Source organism: Microbulbifer mixtoriginis (SeqCode) (assembly GCF_052467515.1).
On sequence record NZ_CP174314.1, the window covers coordinates 2,567,169 to 2,590,327 of the forward strand.

A 23,159-nucleotide genomic window follows, 5' to 3' on the forward strand; every position below is an offset into this window, starting at 1 on the left:
GCTAGCATATTACCACCAATATTCCGTTACCCACGTTTTTTGCGGACCGAACAAAATCGGTAAACTGAACTAGGTAGTTACTAATATCTATTTTGGGGTAATCAGCTTTATATACACCTAAGTGCCGCAAAGTGTGTGAATCATAACGCTGCATAATCGCTGACGACTCACATTCGTCTAAATACGTTGCAAGCTCACTAATAGCTTCAGGTGAGTGAGCTTCACAATGTTCACACACATTTTCACATTGCCTGCCGGCATTTAGAAATGATGCGTTTTCATCTTGGGTTATCAGATAACTGATGCAGCCCCAAGACCTACCAAGTGATAGCGGCGTAACAGACTCATCTATTCCATCTACATAGCTCTTACCTTGACCGGTCTCTCGATATTGTTCCTTCGTGATCTGATAAAGAGTCGCTCTTAAACCCATACTCGTAATTTACCTAAGGCACATAACTGTTAACTCAAAAGTAACATCTATATATCATGCTACTCCCTAATTCCAAAGCTCATCACCCAGATCACACAAAAATATACAATGGATCAAGAAGCCTTCTTTAACGAGTATACATATTTAGGGAAAGATTTTGATAGAAGCCTGAACAAGGATCTGCTGGTCTAAACATTAATCATCAAGCAGGTAGATTTTGCTTCAGTAAAGCTTATGCGGGAAGCTATCGATCGAGCTTCGGAGAAAAAGCAATGCACTTACCGGGAAGATTCTTTTCGAGTCATTTCGTGATAATACTAGCGGACAGGTGTTTTACTTTGAAAGTTTTGGTGGTAATCAAAATCATTTAGACGGGTGAAGTTGTTTTGCTAAAAAACGACCCGGTTAGGGCTTCAAAAGTACAAAGAGAAATCGATTTGTCTGACTTCAGAAAGAAGCTAGCAAGTTAATAACAAGCTTGGGGTTTAAGGTGCCGGGTAGCTAGTGCAATCCCCGAGCGTATACATTACTGCATGCCCTTCTCAACCGGCGCTTCTGCTACCGCAGGCCAGACCAGTCCCGCCCTTGTTACTACGAGCAGCAGTACAAAAGACATCTCCAATGCGAGGAAAACGCCAATAGGGTGATTGGGTACGCCGCGTAACAACAGGTAGAGCAAATAGCTCATGGCAAGCAGATTACCCGCAAGCGTAACGTTAAGGGCGTAACCACGTTCTTGCCAGAGTGGTTTGCAGAGCAGGAAGTTCAACACCGCGGTGCCGGCGAGCATCACGCCGGGCAACATCAACAGCAAGCGACGGGATAAACCCATTCCGTCGCTGGTTACCAGTGGCCAAACGGCAGTAAAGTGACCTTGAGCTCCGAGGGTGAGGAACAAACCCAAAATTACTGCGCCGATGGCGGCAAGCCGATACAGTGCATTGCGTTGCAAAACACGTGTTGATCTAGAAGCCGACATCGCGCTCCCCTACGGTGGCCAAACCACATTCGTAAGCGAACACGACCGCCTGAGCACGATCGCGTAGCCCCAGCTTGGAGAGCAGGCTTGAAACGTGGGTTTTAACGGTGGCGGGGCCAATAAACAGGGCCTCCGCAATCTCGGCATTGCTTTTACCGGCGGCGATGGCCTCCAGTACTTCGCGCTCGCGAGTAGTGAGGCGCTCCAGGCGTTCTGACAGGTTGCGCCCTGCCCCCAATTTCTGTGCGAACTGGCTGATCAGGCGTTGAGTGATGCCCGGTGCAAGCATGGCACCGCCCTCTGCTACGGTGCGTACTGCCTGCACCAGTGCCTCCGGGGGAATATCCTTGAGCACAAAGCCACTGGCCCCTGCCCTCAACGCACGAAACACATATTCATCGGGATCGAACGTGGTCAAAATAATGACACGGCAAGTTGTATCACTAGTTTCCAGAATGCGTGCCGTGGCTTCCAGCCCGTCCATCTCCGGCATGCGGATATCCATCAGGATGATATCCGGCTGATGCGCTCGTGCGGCTTCAACTGCCTCAATGCCGGTACCGGCCTCGGCAACCACCTCAATATCGGGCTCATTGTTCAGGATCAGCGCAAAACCACACCGCACCAAAGCCTGGTCATCCACCACCATCACTCGCAACATTATGTTTTCACCATTCCTGTGGGTAGTTGTGCATATACCTCAAAACCACCACCATCGACCGCGCCCACATACAGATGGCCGCCGAGTAATTCCGCGCGCTCGCGCATGCCTGCAATGCCGTGCCCACCGCCAGGCTGCTCGTCAATAGTTGTTTCCACCATGGGCCGGTCGCCAGTGGTGTTGCCATCATCGGCTACACGAATCACTAGAGTCTCATGGTCTACGCGCAGGCTCACTTGAACCCGCGCAGCGGCTCCAACGTGCTTGATGACATTAGTGAGAGATTCCTGAACGATACGATAGGCGGTGAGAGCGACGCTGGTCGGTACATTCTCCAGCATGCCGTGGGTTTCGTAGTCGACCTCGGTTAACACCTGCCGGACCTTTTCAATCAGAGCCGGTAAATCATTGAGACCCGGTTGCGGCGTGAGCGCGGCGTCGCTACTGGCCGGGCGCAGTACGCCAAGTAAATGGCGCATTTCTGTCATGGCCTGACGGCCAGCAGCCTCCACCGAAGCCATGGCCTCACTAGCGGCTTGCGGGTTATTGCGGCTGATGGCCCTGGCGGCACCGGCTTGCACGGTCATAAGGCTCACCTGATGCGCCACCACATCATGCATCTCGCGGGCGATTCGTGTGCGCTCGGCCGCTACCGCACGCTCGGATTCGGCTTTGCGTTCGCGCTCCAAATACTCAGCTCTCTCTTCCAGTAAGCGGAGATATTCGCCGCGAAAACGCAGCCGGCGACCGATATACCACAACGCCCATACCAGCATCACCGTTACTGTGCCTGCCGCGGTTGGTTGAACCGGAATACCCTGATCAATCGCCACAAAAACCAGCGTTGCGATGACTCCGATAAAACTGGCCCGGGTGTTGGCCTCGTAGCGGCCAAGGCTATACAGCGAAACCGCCATGGCAACGATGCCATCCGCCGGTAAACCCAGTTCCAGCAATATTGTTGCGCCGAGAATAACGGCCTGTACCTGCCAGGGGTGTGTGCGACGCCACAACAGAGCGAAGGAGCCAATGAACGCACACTGGAAAGCAATAACATCCCCCAGATTTTGCATGGCCAGCACTTCCCGCGCCTCGTCGCGCGACCACATCAGTAGCGTCAGCAAAAACATGAGCAAGACGATGAGCAGATCAGTCAGGTGCGGCCAGCGTTCGAATGGCCCGCGGAAGGGCTGCCACACCGGAAGCTTGGGTAGTTCCGAGCTGGTGTTGAGCGGATTCGACGCAGGTGTATTTAGGGACGAGGATTTCATTTCCGCATGCTAAACCAGGCGCAACCAGCTGTCATGGGGCTTTCGGGGGAGGCGGGAGCAGTCGCATCTCCACCTTTTGGGGGAGGACAGATTCCTGCCTGTGGCCGATGTGCGTGTGCCTGAAAAAACCGAACATGCTCGGCAGGCACATTCAGCCCAAGCACGTACCATAAACGCCCGGAGAAACCCCATGAACGACGCTGTACTCAGCCAAACACTGCCGCGGTCATTCGACACCCGGCGGGCCGTTAGCCTGTCAGTAAAAACCTGGTTCTGCATCGCGGCCATCGGCCATGCGATCTTCTTTGCCTATATCCTGGCCGTCTTCTACCCACCCATTGCTGAATCGGGGGTGCACGGCTTGAAAGGACTGCACCTTCCGGCAGGCTTCCGCGAGGGAGATACACTGGGTAATCTCGCTTCGGTGAGTCACGTGCTATTGGCCGCAATTGTAATCGGCGGTGGGCCCCTGCAGCTGATCCCTTCGGTGCGACGGCATGCCCCCAACTTCCATCGCTGGCTGGGGCGCAGCTACCTGCTGACAGCCGTCATCGCCAGTATTGCGGGGCTCTACATGACCTGGACGCGGCACACTATTGGTAATCTGGTATCACAGATCAGCATCACCATGGACGGCATACTAATTTTGGTGTTTGCCTTTCTGGCGGTGCGTACCGCGATGGCCAGGCGCTTTGCTGAGCACCGTCGCTGGGCCTTGCGCCTATTTATGGCTGCCAGTGCGGTGTGGTTCTTCCGCGTGGCCTTGATGGGCTGGGCAATGCTCACCGGCGGCTGGGGGGTCGACTGGGAATCTTTTACCGGGCCATTCCTGTATGCACTGGGCTTCGGTCAATACCTGCTCCCGCTGGCCATGCTGGAATGGTATTTTCACTGTCAAAAGCGTGGAACCGCACAAGGTACCCAGATTGCTTTTGTCAGTACGCTGATACCTCTGACTATGTTTATGGCCATTGGTATTTTTGCCGCTACGATGGGCATGTGGTTGCCACGGATCTAAGGTTACATAGCCAAATTATCGTGAATGAAGCTCTTCCGTTAGTTTGGCTGTAGAAGTCCAGGGTTTGTGAATCTAGCTGTTGCAGAGATACTCAAGCTACTGACTGCACTGCGAGAGCTAAACAAAACACTATGAGCCAGCTAACTAAATGGAAGTAGAGACTTACTACTAAAAACTCGCGGAGATCTCCTTATCATCCACAGTATAAGAAAGCAGCTTCAACCACCTTGTACGACAGCAAAAAAAACTGTAAGGATTGATAGCTTAAAAGCTTGAAAAGGTAGCAACGTCAATTTTTATACTAATTCAGATAGAGTTTTATGATGAATATTAATCAAACTATGCTATGAGACATAGTTAACTAGCAGCTATCAAATTACCCCAATAATCTGCGCTGTTATCTGTCCAAAAGAAGCGATCTGGATTCGATTGGCTTCGTGCATATGTATAATCTTTAACCACTCTTTTATTAAATAAGAGTTTTACTGACTTTAATTCATTATGTATCCTATAATCAGCCGAATCTGGACTTGAGCATAATTTGTTATAAAATATAGACTCAAAGACTTCTAAGTCTCCATCAATCATTTTAATTTCGGAGCTATCTGACTCACCAATGATTGAGGTTTGATCAACCTCCACAACACCATTCTCATTCCACAATCTTATATAGTTACTCGCTTTAAAAGTGGAGGAGATATCACACAACAACGTATTCTCAGAGGTTAGTAAACTATCATTACACCTTTCACCAAGTAATTTCTTAATAAAACCATGTAACTTATATATATTTCCGTTAATTAATATTTGGTTTGCAGTATATACGGCAGGCCTGTAGCTATCTTGGACATTAAGGTGAGCAAAGCAATCATGAAAACCACCTTCGTCTGACGTCAATAGCCAAACATCATTATAGCTGAGTATCTTATCCAAATTAGGAGGGTCAAAAGGTCGCTGTGAACAAAATACAAAATCAGTAAAGTTTCTGCCGGTACAGACGGAGTATAAAACTTTCCCGTAGCTAAAATGGTTAATTTCAAATAAAAGCATCTCAATTAAAGATTTGCTTATCTCATTGTTTTTTGGGGAAACACGTATCCGATTTGTAATAACATTTGTCAACTTAAAGTCTCCTTGTCAAGCTGATATAAAACGACTAAAAAAACGGCAAGGCTTAACAAGACTAAGTAGCCAATCAACGTGACCGATTCTTAACCTTGTACCGAGAATGCCTCGTGGTACGCAACCTCTCCCTGCGGAAAACTGCTATCAAATGACAGTGCCAGGAAGTACTCAGCTGGAACCCCTGGCAAAACCAATCCATCGATCACCTTGAAGCCAAAGCGCCCATAGTAATTAGGGTCCCCAAGTACTACACAACCCTCTGCCCCCTTTTCTTTAAGGTCTGCAAGAGCTTTCCCCATAAGTTTCGAGCCAACTCCCCTTCCTTGATACTCTGGCAATACTGAGATCGGCCCAAGTCCAAACCAGTTGGTCGAGTTATCAGAAATGTTTACTGGTGAAATGGCAACGTGACCTACAATTTCTCCATCTGACTCAGCCACCAGAGATAAAGATAATGCACCTGCCTTGCGAAGACCCTCCACAATAAGCTGCTCAGTGTGATCAGTATGTGGAGCATCCCGAAATGCTAGGACTGTAACTCGGTGGATTGTCTCAGCATCTCCACCACTTTCATTACGAATTTTAATATTCAATTTATGATCTCTTAAAGAGGTTAACAGTTAATTCAAAAATAGCTGCTCTATATTATGCATCTTTACATTTACAAAATTTATCATACCTACTATACAAAGAACACAACCCAGGCCCCAACCTTACCTTCCGGCTTTAAGCCACTTTCCAAGCGAACTCATCAAGGAATGCCCACCGCAGTTTGAGCCCGGTAGAAAATAAATAGACTGGTCAAAAATACCGAAACGGTAAAGAATAACAATCGGGGATAATATTTTGGTTACAGAAGAGGAGGCAAAAGGGGCAAACCTTTAAAGAAGAAAGAGTAAGCTTTTTGCTCTTGTTTTTGTCCGAGTTTCTTATAAATTCTTGAATTAAGCCAGGCGGAATTATTCATTTGTATATTCCTCCCCATTAAAATCTCTCTCCTTGATATAGCCACTCACTGCCTCCTGTTCCTTATCGATTATTTTGTTCACCACGATTGCAAAAGGGCTACAGGATATTCTGATCCATCTCCACACTTGACCATAAGTGAGTTCCGGCAAAAATCAGAAATAGCTGTAAAGCTCCCATTGGATAAGAAGGTCTGTGGGCTACCTAACCACAAACACGTCATATGGCGCAGCAAAGGTCAATCGTCGATTTGATTTGCCCTGTCGTTTGAATAGGCTAAGATGGTGGAGGCATAGCGAAATGTACCACGCCTGTCGTGTTTTTTAATATCTCTCTAGCTTTCGTGCCCGACAGTGAGTGCGCAGTCAAGATAGGTCACTGGCATTTAGAATATGCCCAATCATGCCGATTCGATGTATAACGAATAAGGCAATTTGCGTCTGCGCCAGCTATTTTAGCTGCGCTTAATACCTAAATAAAAATAATTTATTTGCGACGCAACATTAATGACTGAGCTGGTTACTTGCTTGCAGACAGCTCTCAGTAAAAAAGATGTTAAAATATACACACCTATAGGTAAGGGTGAAAAAGGTGAGAATGAAAATACTCCAACATTTGGCACAGACTGCAGGGAAGACTTTAAAAGCATACGAAGCATTTAAAATTAAAACTGACAGTTAGAATACAGCTATATAAGAAGGCGCTTATGTTTACACAAGATTCTCCACTGACGAAGAAAATACTTGTTGGTGCTCATAATTGGGAATGGATACCTATCTTGGTAGCACGTGTGTCATTGGGGTTATTCTTCTCAGTATCTGGGTATAACAAGCTATTTGTACCTGAGAGACATGCAGACCTAATAAATTTAATGAAAGAAATAGGTGTGCCCTTTCATGAACTTATGGCTATATTTTTAGCTTCTGTAGAATTTTTTGGTGGCTTACTATTAATAGCAGGGCTTTTTTCTTCAATTGTTGCGATTATACTAATTATCGTAATGATTGTTGCTATCACCACTGTTGAAATTGAGCATGTCATCCCCAAAGGCATAGGGCCATTGGATTGGCTAAGCTGGTTTATTTACCTACCCCAAGTTTTATATATTATTTTATTTGTATGGTTAATAACTACAGGTCCTGGTCGATTTAGCTTAGATTACCTAATCGCTGATAAGCTAGGCATTAATAACCACAATTAAAGAAGTTGGACTGCTGTCATAGTTAGTACAGTTATCTCTTCAATCTTAATCCGAATCTGGCAACCCTATTGAAAACATATACCCCTAGACACCTACAAAACAGAAGTACAATTCATCTAGACTAACAGCGAAAAAGAATACTTAGAAAAATTGAAAATCAGCTAGCCAAATTTACATCCTTTAATATGAAATTCGAGCACCCTGAATAAATTGAAGAGACCCCAAGCTTTAAAAGCCTATTGCCCACCTTCCTCATTAAAAGCCCATCACCTACTCCGCCGCCAGGCACCAGGCATCGCTCACAATGCTTCCCGATCGGGAAACACCCTGAATTGATTTTCAGTAAAGATAAATAGGTTGAACTTGATTAGACTGCAAGATGCATCAAGCCTGGATTATCGAACTAACTTGCTAAGTAATATACAGCTATAGCCACTATCTGTCTTTTTTATTTATCATTACCAGCTACGGTGCATGAAAAATTATTGTAGTACTTAAACTCAAGTAAATTGCCCGCCGGATCTTTAACTACAAATTTACCAGCTTCATTTTTAGAGTCCTCGCCTCTCACTAGTGGTTCCAGTACAAATGGAATCGAACTGTCTTTGAGTAAAGCTAATACTTCACTCCACTGTTTTTTCTCAAGTAATGGACCAAAGTGATCTATAGGCTTGGCTACCATTCCATCCTTTTCTTGATGTATAGTAATCTGATGCCCATAGAATATTACATCAATCCATTCCCCTGTATCTCGGCCTACAGTACAGCCAAGTAGATTTACGTAGAACTCCCTTGCCTTTTCTAGGTCTGGAACAACGAACGATAGATGAAACGGCTTGATATCTAGCACTCCTTTCACAAAGATACAGTCGAAGTAACCATTGGCTACCCACCAGCAAAGTATAAACTACCAAGACTATTGACTGAAGAAGAAAGTTAAACGAAGCATAAAGAACAGCTAACCAAGTTAGTTCGAGATAAAAGAGTAAAATATATTCATTACTCTGGAAAAAATCCCTAATCACTGGGACCTAACACCCACCTTTAACAAGTCGAGACTCTCTACCCTTATGTTCACCAAACTGAGACTACAGGCACCACTTATTACCAAGCTTCCCCAGCTCAGAATACTTACCTTGATCTTGAGTGTCAGCAGAAAACGAGCCGATTAACCATTAGCGCTCAACCGTCCAAAACTAAGAATTATTTACAGTGTCTCAGTCACAGTGCAGGAAGTGAAAAACGATCAAGTAGTTATGAACTTCCAAGCCCTAGGCCTCACCCTATCCACCGAGAAGAGATCTACCACCTTAGGCAGTCGAACATCCAGTTTCATCCATTAGCGTCACAAAACTTTCGGCTCGTAGAAAATATCCATCTCTGGACTGTTTGACGATGCAGCATAAGAGATGAAATTACGCCTATAAAATCCATCCGCTTAATCAGATTTCACGATCATGTTTTCCGAACTAAATTCGAATATTTTACTGAGCGCAGGTAGAAAGTGTGTAACATTGCCTCAAACATTGACCAGAAAAATCACTCTGACGTGGATATATAGATTAATTTTAACAGCTTTTTGGCAGCCGATTTTGAGATTTAGTCTAAACTAATCCAGATTAGAATGACCCACCTTCACTATCAGATAAGTTGTAGTTGGCAAAGGGCGAGGTAAATCCGCTTAAGCTTGCCATAGCACTCAGGGGATTCAAAATGGAAAATCAGCACACCGTAAAAAGTACCCGATTTTGGCTATGGATTTCGATTCTTATCTTTGCCGCTTCCAACTCTGTTGTTGCGAAAATCGGGGAGCTCGGTGCCCATCATCTCATTAATGGAAACAATCCCATCTCTTTTTGCAACCTCTTGTTCGCAGGAAATCTCTTGGCGGGTATCACCCTTTTGATAATCTATAGGAAAGATTGGCGCCTCAGCATCTTAAAACAATACCCTTTCAAAGACTGGTTTTACATGTTTGTGCTCATCTTGATGTCTGGTGTTCTTGCCCCAGCTTTCTTTTTTATTGCTCTAATGATCACAGAGGTGACTAATGTCGTTTTAATCGCAACTTTAGATGCTCCCTTAGGACTCTTATTTGCTTTTTTAATGTTCCGGGAGAAGCCAACAGGGTTCTCAATAGTGGGTGCCCTTGTGGTAACGGTTGGTGTTATTGCAATTTTTGTGCTACATCAACCTCCGATGGAAGATCCAATGAGCATGAAAATGCTGAATCTTGGAAATCCAGCAATGAACCAATTCCTAGAAACCCTCCCCAAAGCTGGAGAAATTTTAACCGCTGTAGCAACACTCTTAGGCGTCATTGCCGTTCAGGTCAGTCGGAAACTGCTTGATCGCGTCCCTATTGGCGTCTTTTCAGTTTTCCGCATGCTTGCAGGTGTGATCCTCTTCTCGGTCATTGTCCTCTCTGTATTTGGAGCCAACCACTTTAACGACCTTCTTTCCCCATTCCTCTGGGTGTGGATGCTTGTATATGGAGCGGTCATTATTGTTTTTGGGCAGATCACCTGGTTTAAAGGGCTCCAAGGAGGGGCCAGCTCTGCCGACATCTCTATCGCTACCGCGATCACCCCCGTAGCAGGCACTTTCTTCGCCTTCGTTATCCTTCAAGAGATTCCAAACTTTGCTCAAATTATTGGAGGAATTATTATCATGGCCGGAATAGGAATCTCACTACTCGGTCAATATCGTGAACAAAAAGCCGTCGAAATGAAGTATGAAAAGCCATGCTCATTTAAGGGTGTATAAATCAGTATTTTACTGATCATATTTTACATTTAATTTAGAGTTACAGGTTTAAGTTAAATCTCTCATTAAAAAGCTACATCATTAGCTTACGTCTTCAAAATCAGGATTCAGAAGCATAGGGAATTTAATTGACGGATGTGCTTATTAAAGGTTATTCAAGTATTTGACTTTCAATTCTTTTTAAATCTGCATGAAAAGCCGCCTCCATCTCTTCAAAAAAATCGTCAGAGGCTTCTTTATCCTTATTTTTAATTTTTTTCATCATTTTTTCCCGCCAAACTTCAATATTTACTTGAGATCTATATACCCTTTCAAAATATGGCTTAAGAGCATTTATTTTAACTCCAGCAATCAGCATATCTCTTTCAGACCTGGCGTTATGAAACTCCAGGACAGCTTTTCTTATACCCTTATATGCTTTTTTACGTTCTTCTAGCTCTTTCATAAGGAGTTCTTGCCTTACCAATAATTTTGCCTTTTTTATATCATTATCATATGAAGCATTTAAAAGTAAATATTGGGATACACCGGTTAAGAAAGAACCAGCGAAAGCGGAGAGTAAAATAACTTTCCACTCTACTTTAACTTTCGACATAGATTTAACCTTAAAATATGATGTTTTAATGAAAAATACTCAAAACAATGAAAAGACCTACGTAAAACGTAAAGCCCGTCAACTGGCGCATATTTAAACCTAAAATCTAAATCCATTATAACATATAAAAAAGAACCATTTGAAACCAAGGTCTTTTAGACACCCCAAATTTGCCAGATTAAACTGTAGTTAAAGGCTTCCTTATTAAAGTTTACATGCATCCAAAATGCGTATTTAACTGTATTACTTGTCTAAGCAGGGATATATGGCGATTTTGTAAAAATTATTCTACTCAGACCAGGCTTCATAATTAGATTAAGTACCGAACCGTCGACCCAATGCTTTGATCACATGCTTAAATCTGGAGCCAGCTGAGCCAGAGATACTTAAATCATTCTCTAGCGGAATACTTACATATAGATTATTGTGTTAAGATAAGATTTAAACTAATTGTTAGAGGGAGAATCCACGCCCCCTAAATTCCTTCTCATCTACCACAAAGATGATTTATATGGTAATCAAAAATTGTTCGATTGTAGGGCTTGTAGAGAATGAACCTAGCTTCAATCATCGTAATAAAATTACCCCTGTCAAACTTGCCAAAAGCCATGATCAACAGCGCCATTAATATAAATAGCGAATACCCCTTTACCAGGTATCTCTAATGGTGGAACAGCAATCTTTGCCCCTTGAGCTTTAACGAGGCTTATGGCTTTTACTATGTCCTCAACAAGCCAATATGGGCGAACTACGGGTTCTTCTGACTCTCGTAAAGGTCGACGCAAACCGACGATACTGCCATCTTTTAAGCTACATGTTCGAGCTCCACCGAGAAGTTCATCGGCATCATCAAATCGGACATTATGAGCAGCTTCGTATGCTGCACATACTTTATCTACATTTAGAGTAACAATTTCTAAATGGTGTATTTTCATAATTCTCAATTGGTAGATTGAATTACAAATTCTTCAGATATGGTTACTGAATATGATGATATTACTCTTTGATTTTTTACAGGGTGATTCCGACATTTCTTTTAATTTATCCAAGCCATTTCAGTTGATTGCCCAAGCGACTTCTGTCGAGCCTTCTACTTTTATTCTGCTGTGCGAAACAAAACTACAAGAATCTTCATGAGTTTCTGGGATTACCCCTCCTGTTATTAGAATAGGCATTAAGAATATACCTATCGTAGCAGTGGGAGCATTATCCATAAGAAGCTTTCCCATATTTGATTACACATGAATACGATAAAGAAAGATCAAGTCAACTTTCATATTATCCTTATACCTGATGACGGCAATTTACCCCCTCTCTATCCTTCTTTTAAGAGGGGGTAAAATATTTCTACAACTTGACTGCCTGCTGGGGCTTTACGGCGAGATCATTATAGAAACTCATGACCTGCTTACCATTTTTATCCTGCTCAATAACCATATAGGTCAACGTATTCTCGAAATAGAAACTATTCTCAGACATTGGAATAATTTCGTATTTTGGACCACCACTTCGTTGAGAATAAAAAATTCCATCCTCCAAAGATAATGTCCTAACGGAATTTTCATCAATCTTATAGCTACCCAGAAGCCCTTTAACTTTACTTTCATCTAATTTGACTGATTTAAACTTCGGCACAGGTATATCAAGAACTTCAGCTGCTAATAACTTACTAATTAAACTTGGGTTACGGCTACTTAGATTACTTAAGACGGCAATGTACAAATCTTCAGATGGAATATAAAATGCATCAGTAGTAAAACCTGGTATACCACCACTGTGTGCTACCATGTCATATTCATTAAGTTTTCCGATGCCCAACCCATAGCCATAATTTGACATAGAATCATCATTCAACTTGAACGGTTCAATCATTTTCTGATAACTTTCTTTGGAAAGTACCTCGCCATCTCGTAAAGCTTTGAACCATATATCCAGATCTGTCACAGTAGATAAAAGTGCTCCAGCAGCATGAGGCCACATCATATCGATATACGTAGCATTAACTATGCCATCAGGTGATGTATCATAACCATTAGCCCTATTTGGGATAACTTTGGAACCACCATAGTAGCTAGATTTCATGCCGACTTTCTTAAAAATATTTTCATCGATAAAATCAGCATATGATTGCCCACTAGCAACCTCAATAATTTTCCCCAAAAGAACATAGCCCGTATTCGAATAACGCATCTGCTCGCCTGGCTTAAATTTCATCGGGTGCTTGGCAAATCGAATTAGCATATCGTCAATGGTTGTCGGCAACTGTATTTCTTTAGCAAAAATCTCCTCATCTTCAGTGTAATTAGCAATACCAGAAGTGTGAGTTAAAAGATGCTCAATGGTTACATCACTCCCTTCAGTTGGAAAATCAGGTGCATATTTATGAATATTATCCGTTAGTGAAAGCTTACCTTGTTCCTGCAACATCATTATTGCTGCTGCAGTAAACTGTTTAGTGATAGAACCCAAGCGAAATACACTATTAGCTGTCAAAGGTATATTGTGCTCTAGATTTGCGAGGCCATAAGCCCCCTGGAAAATCACCTTTCCTTTTTTACTGACAATAACCGCGACGCCAGGCTCACCTATTTTAACGTTTTCCACCAAAATTTCTTTGTAACGCCTCTGTCTATCTTCTATCACATCAGCAAAAGACACATTTAAATTCAACATCAGCAGAAATATGCCAAGTATTAATCTTTTCATTTTACCCCTATCCTTTTGTAACGAAGTTGTACAAAGAAGCTTCTCAAAAATCGAATATAACATTGATTTTAATTTTTATTAAAAGATTATTCCAATTTTCACTTTAAGTAACTGCTATCCTTACAGTTTACTTAATCAAAACTATCAACTTAAGAAGAGCAGTTTTCCGAATCAATATCTGATAGGGCGAGACGCTGAGTAGTCCGGGTTTACTCTGAAGTAAAATTGATACCATGGTCTTACTTGCCATCTTCTAGGTGAGATTTTTGTACTAGATATATTGAGCTGTTCTGCTGTAGTGGGGATAACCATTCATGGCCAAGCAAGCTCCGTAGTCCAATTAAACTTGCAAGATTTTCTTTGCTACTCTTTTCCATTTAAGTACATCTACCGTCTAAAAGACCACCACACTCCTCCAGTACCCCCCCTCATCGCAGAGCCCACTTACAGCTTTGTCATTAGTGGGAAGTTAAGATTTTAATACTAACCCTCAGAACCAGTGACATCCAAAAAATTAAAACATACGTCTCACCTACAATACTAGGTGCTAAAAATTGCTGATTAGAGACAGGTGTCCTCAACCAAAGTAGCCCTATGAATTATTATGTGACCGCTCTTCTAATAAAGTTAGAAAAGCTCATCACGGTACTCCATTTACTTTTTATAACAACCTTGCCTTATCAGTTAGAAACTGCAATTCTCATACTTACACTACTATTACCTGACAGTCCCGTGAATTGTTTTATTGCAAACAATATCATCACTTACGTTACTTCTTCTAGGCTTAAGCCCAAAGAGTCTACGAGTTACATTGAATGGATATACAACTAACAAGCATATAGCTGTAGTTATCAAAAAAGAACCAACAGCTAGTACCATAGCTTTATACGTCAAAGACATTGACAAGCTAATTACAAAGTAACCAAGCACAACGATGACCGTTTGGTGAAAAATGTAAAATGGATATATCAATTCATTACTAAATTTTAGCCATTTAGGGGTGCTTGCTAGGTGGCGCTGAGCATAACCTAACAGGGTCAATAACGCTGACCAGGCGACTAAACAACCTACAAACCACCAAATTGACCAACGAGCTTGCAACGACAAATACTCACTTAAGTCCGGAGAATAGTAATAAGCATAAAAAATTAATGAGCTGACCAGTAACCACACAAAGTTTACCTTCCGATACTTCTTTAATGATGCCCAAATCTTCCGAGATTGTATGAAAAACATACCTACAAAAAAGAAATAAAGATAAAACAAAGTGGAAGACAGATTGCCTATGCCATGACCATTATCAGGAAAATATAATTTCAGCCCCACTCTGATTACAATCAATACCAAAACTAATCCAAATAGACCACTTGATGTATCCGACAACCACTCTACAAATCCTTTAAATGAACTTGACCATTGTGACCTTAGAAAAAAATAAAACGGTACTGCAAGCAATGAAAAGAAGACCAAGTATTCAATAAACCATAGGTGGTTTGAATCAAACTTAAGTGCAAGCTGAGGGAAGGCCTGCAAAAATGAGCCATATTGACCAATATCCTCAATATAATTCTGAGGCGGCACAACAAGCAACACCCCTACAAGCAAAGGAATAAATAATCTAAAAAATTTATCTCGCAAAAACTGAGATGGATAGACTTTACGGAGCAACAATACACTTCCTACACCAGCAATAAAAAATAGTGTTGGCAGCCTGAATTGCTCAAAATATACCATAACATCATCAAGCAGCTTGCTAGACTCCGCATTCATGATATGCCATTCATCCCCATTAAATGGCATTAATGCATGGTGTAGGAATACCGCCAAAATCAATATGACCCTCAACCAATCCAGCTCGGAAAGCCTGACGTTATTCATACAGCTCTTTCCATGACATTCTAAATTTCAATAGCATAAAACTTGCCTACATTCCCTTTTGGCGGTAATAAAAAACAATTTTAGCAGACTTAAGCTTTAACAAAAGCTGCCATCAGGCTACTGTGCATTACTCTTCTTTTCATGACGCTTCCTATCAAACTCTATCAATTGATAGTTATAACTCTATAAACTATTACACCAAAAGCAGACAACCTAAAGTTAAAAATCACCCACCTCATTGAAATATCCTATTCAAAAAAACATATTTTGTTTCCATCTAAATCTCTTACATATGCGGCAAATTTCAAGCCCCGCTGAGCTGGTTTACCCGCACAGGTGCCACCCAATTCAACCGATTTATCATATAGTCTTATCACCTCTTTCTTTGATTCAGTATTAAATCCAATCATTGTTCCATTTCCATTCGTAGCTTCTTCCCCATCAAAGGGCTCTGCCACCGAAAATGTAAACTCTTTGTACCGCCAAAAAGTCATCCTTTCATTAGAGAATAGTTGTTCAAATCCCGTATCTTCAAAAAGTGAATTGTAAAACCTTATTGATGCCTCCAGATTATTACTACCGAGAACCACATAGTTCATCTTCATATCATGACTCCATAAATGTGGCCAACAATATTAAGCACTCAACATAAGAATACATAGACCCTTCACCACAGAGAGGCTGGTTACGAAATATCTACCCACCATGACTTAACCGTCCTTCTCATAATATACCCACAGACAGAAAAAGCCGACCACTGTGCCGACAGGGAAATTGAGTAAGCAGAATATTGAATAAGGGATAGCTATTTTGTATGCCCCTCTATCCTCTTGGATCAACTTTATACCTGCTGCCAGACCAATAGAATTGATAGACATCAATAACACTAAAAGAACTATGAATGCCCACGATAACAACTCAGGAAATTCACTAAAAAAGAAAAAATAGAAAACAACAAAACCAAAAATATATATTATAAGTGACAGAAAAGCATATATTGATAACGCCCAACCAGCCAATTTTCCTTTGCTGCACATTACAATCTTTCCTTGGTGTCCAGCACCTTATTTATAATCTTTCTTTAATGCGAGTATCATTTCACCCTCACACTTGATGCAAGTTATATTTCAACTCACTATCGAGTCTAAAGAATACGGTGCCAATTAAAAATGAGCTCAAAGCCCAACCAAAAATAAACCCAAAAACTTCTATGTTTTAAGTAAGGTTCACAGTAATTCGGCTATCATGGCTTAAGACTACTCAAAATAATCCAGTCGACAATACCCCCTTGATCTGTTAGCTTCGGTTTCCACATCCTACAAAAGTATATCAAGCAGTAGATAATCACTGGCTTCTGCCAACACGTGCATCATTTTTCCCGGTAACCATATCAGGATTTAAGGAAAGAGATAAATCAATTGGCTGTTAATTTATAATCTTGGAGCTTCTTAATAGAGTGACGTCAATTTTGAATGCTTCTTATTAGAAAAAACGTACCATTTTAATCAGAGAAATCTCGAATAATCTATCCACTAGTGACACTCCGCTGTAACCGCATAAGGCCTTCACTAGAAATACTCTCAAAGCATAAATCTAATTCGGAGAAGATATCCCAACGTTCCACATCTAAGATATGTGATATTCGGTCTATTATTTGGAGCTCAAGCTCCTCTACGCGCTTACCTTTCTACAACTTGTCTGAGAGCGCTATCGCTAGCTCTTCTATCGTACATTCCATATCACTCCAACGGGCATGAGAAAGACAGCATCGAGCGATTGCTGGTGTAAAACCTTTTGATAGTAATATCCTTTCACCTTCAGGTTCATGCTGTGATCCTGGGCCATACATTTCATTGGTATATATAATTTTCCCAATATCATGTATCACTACACCAACACGGACAAAGTCCGGATCGAAATTTACTTTCATTTCGATAAACTTTTTAATCAGGAGATCGGCCGCCTCACCAACTAATGTAACGTGATTAATGAGATGCTGGGGCGCATCCAGATTGTCCAATAGCTGAAATGCTTCTTCTCTAGTTCTCAGAACCTAGTCCTCTAGTTGTTGCGAGCGTGCCTTTACTCAGTGGGGATGCCTCCCCTTCATTTATCTGCTGCCTATGGTCCGTGCTGAAGCCACCTTCTAGGTGAGGAACACAGTCACAGGCCCCTCCAGCTAATATTATTACTATAACAATCCTTTTCGATCATGACATCACACTGATCCGGTAGCTCCAGGGGATTCCAGATACGCGAGACCATTGAGGCATAGTTGTAATGGGGAGGGCGAGATAGGTCACTACATGACCACATTGGCGGTATCTGGTAACCGGGAGTTATCGACTACTCCAAACCATTAACCCAAGAACTCCATGATTGTGTTTTTATGAAGTAACCCCGAATCCGGCTCAGCAACGGCTTATTTGTGTACACTGATCAAGGAAATGGGAGCAAAACGTTTGAATCAAGCGCTATATACGGGGTATTTGCTCAACTTGTTATACCCCATTGCGCATAGGCTCGCCATTGGACCAGGGCTTCAATGCCCCGTAGACAAAACTGTTAACCGGTGTTGCTACCTTCAGCTGCTTCCCTCTTTGCACAACAGCACCATTTAGAGACTCAAGCTCTAGGCGCCTTCCAGATGCTATATCGAAGTACATCGAACCAAGAGTCTTATTGAGTACTCCAGGAGGCAACTCCCTCTCCATATGCCTAATTGTACGCTCAACCGTATCCGCCGAAAGCTCTATTCCACTTCGCCGTGCTAAGGAATAAACCTCACACATAATGTCAACAAATAACTCACGAGAGGCATGGCAGGCTAGAAGCGTACCCACAGGCAATCGTGTGAGTGCTGTCATTCCATTCACCGCACAGATGAACAGGAACTTCTCCCAAATAGCCCGAGTGATATCATCACTGACATCAGCGACAACCCCAGCTTGTAGAAATGTATCTTTAAGCACTTGGGTGCGCTTTGAGCCAGTTGCATTTGGATCACCAAAGACAAGTGGGCCGGGATATCTGTGCCGCACAACTCCAGGCTCTTCGATCGCCACATTAGTCCATGAGATACCGCCCAGAATAGCTTTTCGCCCAAAGGCTTCGTTCAGGGAATCCAAGGAGTCGACACCATTCTGCAGGGTAAGCACCTTTGTGTCTTCACCTACAGCACGGGCGATAAGCTTTATGGCTGCTTCGGTATCGTAAGTCTTAACGCAGAATAGGATTAGATCCACTCCCCCCACCGAAGTCGTAGTCTCCGCAGCATCAACCTGGATAGTAAAGGGCTCTTCTTCAAGTGGCATCACGGTTAAACCACGCTCTTTAAGTGCCTTCAGCTGCCTCCCTCGAGCAATAAAGAGCACTTTGTGTCCTGCCCTCGCCAGGTGGCCGCCAAAGTAGCTTCCGAGGGCTCCGGCGCCCATAACAATAATATTCATCTCGTTCTTTTCCCCGCGCTTCAAATGGTCTTTAAACCATATCGACTTGCTAAGAATAGCAATCAAAAGGGCTTTGAAAGCAACGCCTAACTATTACTTTAGCTTTTGCATTAAGACCTGGAGAAAAAAAATCTACTCGACTATTGCTGTTAGGACAATCGAACCATGTTATAAGCCCAACCAGATGCGTTTCTCGTAAAGGTATATATAGCCATCCCTCAGCCTTTGAATGCTGGTAGTAGTGTAGATTCTTTAAAGATAAGAGATACTTTATATAAGAAGGAATTTACTGATAGCCGGATACTAATAAATTGCCGGCTAGGTTGCTACCCCAGACAGCTAAGTCATTGTTTATGACGAACGGAGCTGGCCCAAAGCAGAGAAACACTTAGGGCCTATTCACCTAAAAGACCAAAAAAATTTCTGAAAATCAGATGAGTATAAGCTGTGCGCTTTCTATGATTTTCTCTAAAATAAAATACTTTATAAGGATTGATAACATTTGATTTTTATCACTAACAGCTTTTGGGCTTTATCGACTGAAGTTCTCTCCATACAGGATGAGAGGAATTCTGTGGAGAAACAATAAAGTACCACCGAAGCTCACTCGTTTTTTTACAGTTAACTTGATCCCCTTTAAAGTAGAGGGTCTGTTCTTTTTTAGTTACAAATGGCTCAATCCACTTTATCTGGCCAGTATACTTACCATCAACCCACTCCATTGTAATAGTAGGCTCAAACTCTTTGCCTTCAGTGACAGCTTTGTACAACCCCCTATAGTAGGCGGCTATAAAATCCTGAATTTCTAACTTTCCAAAAAATTGATTCTTCTCTGGCTTGTGAGTCCAAGAAAAAGCATAGCTAAAAAAATCTTCTTTTTCTTGTTTATACATGCCAGGCAGAAACACAAGCTCTTCAATACCATTCAAGGTGATATCTGAGGCAAATTCGATCGGAAAAGGAATTACTTCCGTCTTTGAATCTTTTGGAAATTCTGAGTAAGTGCTAAGCTCTTCAGCAAAAAGCAAAGGTGAAAAGAGAAGCGTAACACAAACAACCAGTCGAGATAGAACATCATCAAACTTTATATATTTAACCATTGAATCTCACCTCCCTTTAATTCCATACGGTAGCAAAAACACGCAACCAGTTTTTACCAATTATTTTTTCTACCACTCGATCAGGAATTCCTTTTTGGCTTAACTTATAGGCAATAAGCTCCATCCGTCTCTCGGAGTTTAATTCCGGAATAAACGGTGGACGATTTGGTGTTTCGCCGGGCGCCGAAATTCCAGCCGCAATACGACGCTCAACTTCCTTACGAATACTTTCTCGATACTCAGGACCATCATTGACCGGCACTACGCCTTGGTCACTACCTATGGCAATATGATCTTCACCGCATACTTTATAGGCATGCAGTATATGTTCTATTACCACATCGGCCTTTATTTCATGCTCGCCACCTTCCAAAAATGGCATTAAGTAGATTCCAACCAAGCCACCGGTGTCTGCAGCAGCTTTTAATTCTGTATCGTCATTATTTCTAGGGTGGTCGTAAATTGCGTTGCAGCCAGTATGAGAGATCACAACCGGTCTTTTTGATTGACTGATAGCACTGGAAACTGTCTTCTTTCCTGAATGCGAGAGGTCGATCAGAACTTTCTCCGCCTCCATTATTTCTATGGCTTTCTTGCCAAGGGAAGTTATCCCTGAATCCTCCTTAACGAGACCGCCGCTGCCAAGGATAGAAGGACCATTATAGGATACCTGCATTATCTTAACGCCCATTTTGGCGAATTCTGAAATACCTGAAAGTGACTCATCAAACATTTCAGTTGATTGGAATCCCATTATGATACCGAGCTTACTCTCCTGCTTCGCTTTCAGGATATCTGATGCGGATTGAATTAAGCGCAAGTAGTTTGAGTTCTGCCCGATAATGGACTTAGCTTTTTCAACCTTCTTTAAAGTCTCGGAATAGTCATCACCTGGATAGGGAACTGTCATATTCAAGGCACTAATCCCCGAGCTCTTGAATATTCCCAGGGCTTCTTCAGAGACTGGCTCCCTGAGCGAGAATGCTACGCTGAGACCATCAATTACAATCGATGAACCGTATGAATTCCACGTTGATTTTCCTGCATTAACCCCAGAAAAAGCATTTAATATACCCGAGTTAATAGCCAAATATGAACCAACGCCACCTGATACTAGAGATTTAATTAGTGCTCTTCTATTTATATCGCTCATAAGATCCCCACTCCAGAATTAATCAGTGCTTCGTGAAGCAATACATTCCACTTCAGCTTTGGCATCAAGTGCCAGGCCGCTTGCTGCAAAAGCACTCCTCGCTGGTTTTTTCCCACTGAAGTACTGGATGTAGACGTTGTTCGCCGCTGGCCAATCATCAATATCAGCGAGCATCAAAGTACACTTAACTACATCGTCAAAGCCCAGGTTTTTGCTCTCAAGAACTTGGCCAATATTCTTCATTGTTTGATGCATCTGAGCTTCCAGACTTTCACCTGCCAAGGTTAAAGTTGAAGGATGATTACCGATTTGCCCGGATAACCAAATGGTTCCATTCATTTCACGTGAAGAAGAGAAAGGCAACTGTGGGTCGTCACCAATAAAAATAAAACGACCGTTCTTTACTACATGAGCTATCGCCTGGCTATTTTCAATATTTGTTTCGGGACTTTCTGAAAGCACAACCATGTTTGCTTTCTTTCCCTCTTCAATACTACCGACAGAACCTTCTATCCCTATCACTTTCGCAGCATTTAAAGTTGCAGCTTGAATTGCCTCGAGAGGTGTCATGCCGATTTCATCTACGAGCAGCTTTAGCTCATGATGAATCATCGGTGTAGTGTCATTTTCAAGGTCACTAAATGCATCCGTGCCAGCCGCAATGGTAATGCCGCTTTGATAGGCAAATTGTGTCATTTGTGTACTGAGCTGATCAATCTGCCTGTATTTTTCGTTTAAGTCATTTCTTCTTTCAAATACTGTAAGCGTCGCATCTAATATTGTCCCTTTCTCTTTCATCGCATCAAAAAGATCTAAATAGCTATCTTTTTGTAGCATTTTTTCCCAAGTTGAATCATCGAATTCAGCAGTTTTCCTGCGCCACGCCTTGAAGTTATCAACTAACTGAGCGGACATATCAGAGGCATGTGAAATAGTCTCAACATCAGCATTGACAATATCCAAAGGTTTGGAGGGGCCAATATAAGCATGCGACCAGACTTTTAAACCATGTCTTTTGGCTGCATTTGCAAGCAATGGCACTGTCTCGGCCTCAACATCTGCATATATCTTGATGCCTGTTGCTCCAGCGCCTATGGCCTGGAGCATTACTGAGTCCATATCTGAATTATGATCTACCGCTCTCATCCATGTTGTGTGGCCTGGTGTACGCCCTTTAGCTGAGGCAATGGTTCTCGGATCCGAGAAGAAGGATTCCCCACCAATAATGACTGAAAAGTAGATGTCTGGCGAAGCGATGGCGTCGACCTCTGCTTGACGCCTTAAGTATGCCAAGGCTCGCGCATCACCGCCCATATCTCTCACAGAAGTGACACCACCACGAAGCAGGTATCGAAGTCGCTCAGTAGTGATTGACAATTTATCCCAGCTATCCGGATCTGTTGCATGGTGGACATGCGCATCTATCAGGCCGGGGATTACAAACTTCCCTTTTAAATCAACAACACTGGCCCCCCTCACTTTGGAGAGCTTATTCGTTGAAGAAATTCTCTTGATCTTATCGCCTTCGATAAGAATCGACTGTCTTTCATCAATTTTGAGCGATTTAACGTCCACTATATTGGCGTTAATGAGCAAGACTTGCTCTAGCTTACTATCCTCTGCGAATACAACGCCGTTGGTAGCAATGTATAGAGCCACTAGAATAAAAATTTGTTTTATTTTCATGTACTTATCTAAAAGAAGACTGTGGGGAATTTTAACCTAATAGCAAAATTTTGCGTCATTTGGGATGCACTTTAAATGTCATTTAAGTTTATAGTATATAAACTATTGGTTTATTATGCTTATCGGTATACTCCAGTTTACGCCCACCTTAAGAAGAGAAGAAGACTAGCCA

General features: G+C 42.5%; 21 protein-coding genes. 3 read left to right on the forward strand and 18 right to left on the reverse strand.

From position 1 onward, the window contains the following. Position 1: 1 nt before the first annotated feature. The 4 genes from ACJJIT_RS10880 to ACJJIT_RS10895 all read right to left on the reverse strand — a co-directional run bounded on the left by ACJJIT_RS10880 (position 2) and on the right by ACJJIT_RS10895 (position 3,344). Complete coding sequence (locus tag ACJJIT_RS10880; RefSeq protein ID WP_444898383.1) at positions 2 to 433, reverse strand: DUF1877 family protein; 432 nt, start codon at positions 431 to 433, stop codon at positions 2 to 4. 526 nt (positions 434 to 959) lie between these two features. Further along, positions 960 to 1,412 carry a hypothetical protein gene (locus ACJJIT_RS10885; RefSeq protein ID WP_444898384.1) on the reverse strand — a complete coding sequence of 151 codons (453 nt, stop codon included), beginning with the start codon at positions 1,410 to 1,412 and terminating at the stop codon, positions 960 to 962. Beyond that, positions 1,399 to 2,073: a response regulator gene (locus ACJJIT_RS10890; RefSeq protein ID WP_444898385.1), complete on the reverse strand. Its 675-nt coding sequence runs from the start codon at positions 2,071 to 2,073 to the stop codon at positions 1,399 to 1,401. Before ACJJIT_RS10890 ends, ACJJIT_RS10885 begins: the two co-directional genes overlap by 14 nt. Further along, complete coding sequence (locus ACJJIT_RS10895; protein WP_444898386.1) at positions 2,073 to 3,344, reverse strand: sensor histidine kinase; 1,272 nt, start codon at positions 3,342 to 3,344, stop codon at positions 2,073 to 2,075. Before ACJJIT_RS10895 ends, ACJJIT_RS10890 begins: the two co-directional genes overlap by 1 nt. 190 nt (positions 3,345 to 3,534) lie before the next feature. On the opposite strand from ACJJIT_RS10895, the gene ACJJIT_RS10900 reads away from it, so the two are divergent. Next, positions 3,535 to 4,362: a DUF2306 domain-containing protein gene (locus ACJJIT_RS10900; RefSeq protein WP_444898387.1), complete on the forward strand. Its 828-nt coding sequence runs from the start codon at positions 3,535 to 3,537 to the stop codon at positions 4,360 to 4,362. Positions 4,363 to 4,719: 357 nt separating this feature from the next. Here ACJJIT_RS10900 and ACJJIT_RS10905 read toward each other — a convergent pair whose 3' ends face one another. Both ACJJIT_RS10905 and ACJJIT_RS10910 read right to left on the reverse strand, forming a co-directional pair. Next, positions 4,720 to 5,484 (reverse strand): hypothetical protein, encoded by a 765-nt coding sequence (locus ACJJIT_RS10905; protein WP_444898388.1) that lies wholly within the window; start codon positions 5,482 to 5,484, stop codon positions 4,720 to 4,722. An 89-nt stretch (positions 5,485 to 5,573) separates the two neighbouring features. Further along, on the reverse strand, positions 5,574 to 6,080 hold the full coding sequence (locus tag ACJJIT_RS10910; RefSeq protein WP_444898389.1) for a GNAT family N-acetyltransferase: 507 nt from the start codon (positions 6,078 to 6,080) through the stop codon (positions 5,574 to 5,576). A 1,079-nt stretch (positions 6,081 to 7,159) separates the two neighbouring features. On the opposite strand from ACJJIT_RS10910, the gene ACJJIT_RS10915 reads away from it, so the two are divergent. Further along, positions 7,160 to 7,654 (forward strand): DoxX family protein, encoded by a 495-nt coding sequence (locus ACJJIT_RS10915; RefSeq protein ID WP_444898390.1) that lies wholly within the window; start codon positions 7,160 to 7,162, stop codon positions 7,652 to 7,654. Positions 7,655 to 8,102: 448 nt separating this feature from the next. Here ACJJIT_RS10915 and ACJJIT_RS10920 read toward each other — a convergent pair whose 3' ends face one another. Beyond that, positions 8,103 to 8,504 carry a VOC family protein gene (locus ACJJIT_RS10920; RefSeq protein WP_444898391.1) on the reverse strand — a complete coding sequence of 134 codons (402 nt, stop codon included), beginning with the start codon at positions 8,502 to 8,504 and terminating at the stop codon, positions 8,103 to 8,105. Positions 8,505 to 9,367: 863 nt separating this feature from the next. Between ACJJIT_RS10920 and ACJJIT_RS10925 the strand changes: the two genes are divergently transcribed. Next, positions 9,368 to 10,420, forward strand: a complete 1,053-nt coding sequence (locus ACJJIT_RS10925) for a DMT family transporter (protein WP_252085628.1) — start codon at positions 9,368 to 9,370, stop codon at positions 10,418 to 10,420. 151 nt (positions 10,421 to 10,571) lie between these two features. Here the strand turns inward: ACJJIT_RS10925 and ACJJIT_RS10930 are convergent, their stop codons facing one another. The 11 genes from ACJJIT_RS10930 to ACJJIT_RS10980 all read right to left on the reverse strand — a co-directional run bounded on the left by ACJJIT_RS10930 (position 10,572) and on the right by ACJJIT_RS10980 (position 22,987). After that, entirely contained in the window at positions 10,572 to 11,015 is a 444-nt protein-coding gene (locus ACJJIT_RS10930) for a hypothetical protein (RefSeq protein ID WP_444898392.1), read from the reverse strand. Positions 11,016 to 11,605: 590 nt separating this feature from the next. Then, positions 11,606 to 11,950: a VOC family protein gene (locus ACJJIT_RS10935; protein ID WP_444898393.1), complete on the reverse strand. Its 345-nt coding sequence runs from the start codon at positions 11,948 to 11,950 to the stop codon at positions 11,606 to 11,608. Positions 11,951 to 12,362: 412 nt separating this feature from the next. After that, positions 12,363 to 13,721: a serine hydrolase domain-containing protein gene (locus ACJJIT_RS10940; protein WP_444898394.1), complete on the reverse strand. Its 1,359-nt coding sequence runs from the start codon at positions 13,719 to 13,721 to the stop codon at positions 12,363 to 12,365. Between the two features lie 717 nt (positions 13,722 to 14,438). Next, positions 14,439 to 15,599 (reverse strand): acyltransferase family protein, encoded by a 1,161-nt coding sequence (locus ACJJIT_RS10945; RefSeq protein WP_444898395.1) that lies wholly within the window; start codon positions 15,597 to 15,599, stop codon positions 14,439 to 14,441. A gap of 248 nt (positions 15,600 to 15,847) precedes the next feature. Continuing rightward, complete coding sequence (locus tag ACJJIT_RS10950; protein ID WP_444898396.1) at positions 15,848 to 16,204, reverse strand: VOC family protein; 357 nt, start codon at positions 16,202 to 16,204, stop codon at positions 15,848 to 15,850. 105 nt (positions 16,205 to 16,309) lie between these two features. Further along, the gene (locus ACJJIT_RS10955) at positions 16,310 to 16,636 is read right to left on the reverse strand and encodes a hypothetical protein (protein ID WP_444888810.1); all 327 of its coding nucleotides are present in this window, start codon (positions 16,634 to 16,636) and stop codon (positions 16,310 to 16,312) included. 650 nt (positions 16,637 to 17,286) lie between these two features. Beyond that, the gene (locus ACJJIT_RS10960) at positions 17,287 to 17,619 is read right to left on the reverse strand and encodes an HD domain-containing protein (protein WP_444898397.1); all 333 of its coding nucleotides are present in this window, start codon (positions 17,617 to 17,619) and stop codon (positions 17,287 to 17,289) included. Positions 17,620 to 18,100: 481 nt separating this feature from the next. Next, entirely contained in the window at positions 18,101 to 19,048 is a 948-nt protein-coding gene (locus ACJJIT_RS10965; protein ID WP_444898398.1) for a 2-dehydropantoate 2-reductase, read from the reverse strand. Positions 19,049 to 19,563: 515 nt separating this feature from the next. Further along, complete coding sequence (locus tag ACJJIT_RS10970; protein ID WP_444898399.1) at positions 19,564 to 20,148, reverse strand: hypothetical protein; 585 nt, start codon at positions 20,146 to 20,148, stop codon at positions 19,564 to 19,566. A gap of 16 nt (positions 20,149 to 20,164) precedes the next feature. Then, positions 20,165 to 21,301, reverse strand: coding sequence for a dipeptidase (locus ACJJIT_RS10975; RefSeq protein WP_444898400.1), 1,137 nt, complete (start codon positions 21,299 to 21,301; stop codon positions 20,165 to 20,167). A gap of 18 nt (positions 21,302 to 21,319) precedes the next feature. Next, complete coding sequence (locus ACJJIT_RS10980) at positions 21,320 to 22,987, reverse strand: amidohydrolase family protein (protein ID WP_444898401.1); 1,668 nt, start codon at positions 22,985 to 22,987, stop codon at positions 21,320 to 21,322. Positions 22,988 to 23,159 lie beyond the last annotated feature (172 nt).

Excerpts from the sequence above, each read along its gene's own strand:
- ACJJIT_RS10915 (WP_444898390.1), top strand. The coding sequence starts at position 7,160 with ATGTTTACACAAGATTCTCCACTGACGAAGAAAATACTTGTTGGTGCT.
- ACJJIT_RS10950 (WP_444898396.1), bottom strand. The coding sequence starts at position 16,204 with ATGAAGATGAACTATGTGGTTCTCGGTAGTAATAATCTGGAGGCATCA.
- ACJJIT_RS10900 (WP_444898387.1), top strand. The coding sequence starts at position 3,535 with ATGAACGACGCTGTACTCAGCCAAACACTGCCGCGGTCATTCGACACC.
- ACJJIT_RS10925 (WP_252085628.1), top strand. The coding sequence starts at position 9,368 with ATGGAAAATCAGCACACCGTAAAAAGTACCCGATTTTGGCTATGGATT.
- ACJJIT_RS10955 (WP_444888810.1), bottom strand. The coding sequence starts at position 16,636 with ATGTGCAGCAAAGGAAAATTGGCTGGTTGGGCGTTATCAATATATGCT.
- ACJJIT_RS10880 (WP_444898383.1), bottom strand. The coding sequence starts at position 433 with ATGGGTTTAAGAGCGACTCTTTATCAGATCACGAAGGAACAATATCGA.
- ACJJIT_RS10965 (WP_444898398.1), bottom strand. The coding sequence starts at position 19,048 with ATGAATATTATTGTTATGGGCGCCGGAGCCCTCGGAAGCTACTTTGGC.
- ACJJIT_RS10975 (WP_444898400.1), bottom strand. The coding sequence starts at position 21,301 with ATGAGCGATATAAATAGAAGAGCACTAATTAAATCTCTAGTATCAGGT.
- ACJJIT_RS10980 (WP_444898401.1), bottom strand. The coding sequence starts at position 22,987 with ATGAAAATAAAACAAATTTTTATTCTAGTGGCTCTATACATTGCTACC.
- ACJJIT_RS10930 (WP_444898392.1), bottom strand. The coding sequence starts at position 11,015 with ATGTCGAAAGTTAAAGTAGAGTGGAAAGTTATTTTACTCTCCGCTTTC.
- ACJJIT_RS10945 (WP_444898395.1), bottom strand. The coding sequence starts at position 15,599 with ATGAATAACGTCAGGCTTTCCGAGCTGGATTGGTTGAGGGTCATATTG.
- ACJJIT_RS10885 (WP_444898384.1), bottom strand. The coding sequence starts at position 1,412 with ATGTCGGCTTCTAGATCAACACGTGTTTTGCAACGCAATGCACTGTAT.
- ACJJIT_RS10895 (WP_444898386.1), bottom strand. The coding sequence starts at position 3,344 with ATGAAATCCTCGTCCCTAAATACACCTGCGTCGAATCCGCTCAACACC.
- ACJJIT_RS10970 (WP_444898399.1), bottom strand. The coding sequence starts at position 20,148 with ATGGTTAAATATATAAAGTTTGATGATGTTCTATCTCGACTGGTTGTT.
- ACJJIT_RS10890 (WP_444898385.1), bottom strand. The coding sequence starts at position 2,073 with ATGTTGCGAGTGATGGTGGTGGATGACCAGGCTTTGGTGCGGTGTGGT.
- ACJJIT_RS10940 (WP_444898394.1), bottom strand. The coding sequence starts at position 13,721 with ATGAAAAGATTAATACTTGGCATATTTCTGCTGATGTTGAATTTAAAT.
- ACJJIT_RS10935 (WP_444898393.1), bottom strand. The coding sequence starts at position 11,950 with ATGAAAATACACCATTTAGAAATTGTTACTCTAAATGTAGATAAAGTA.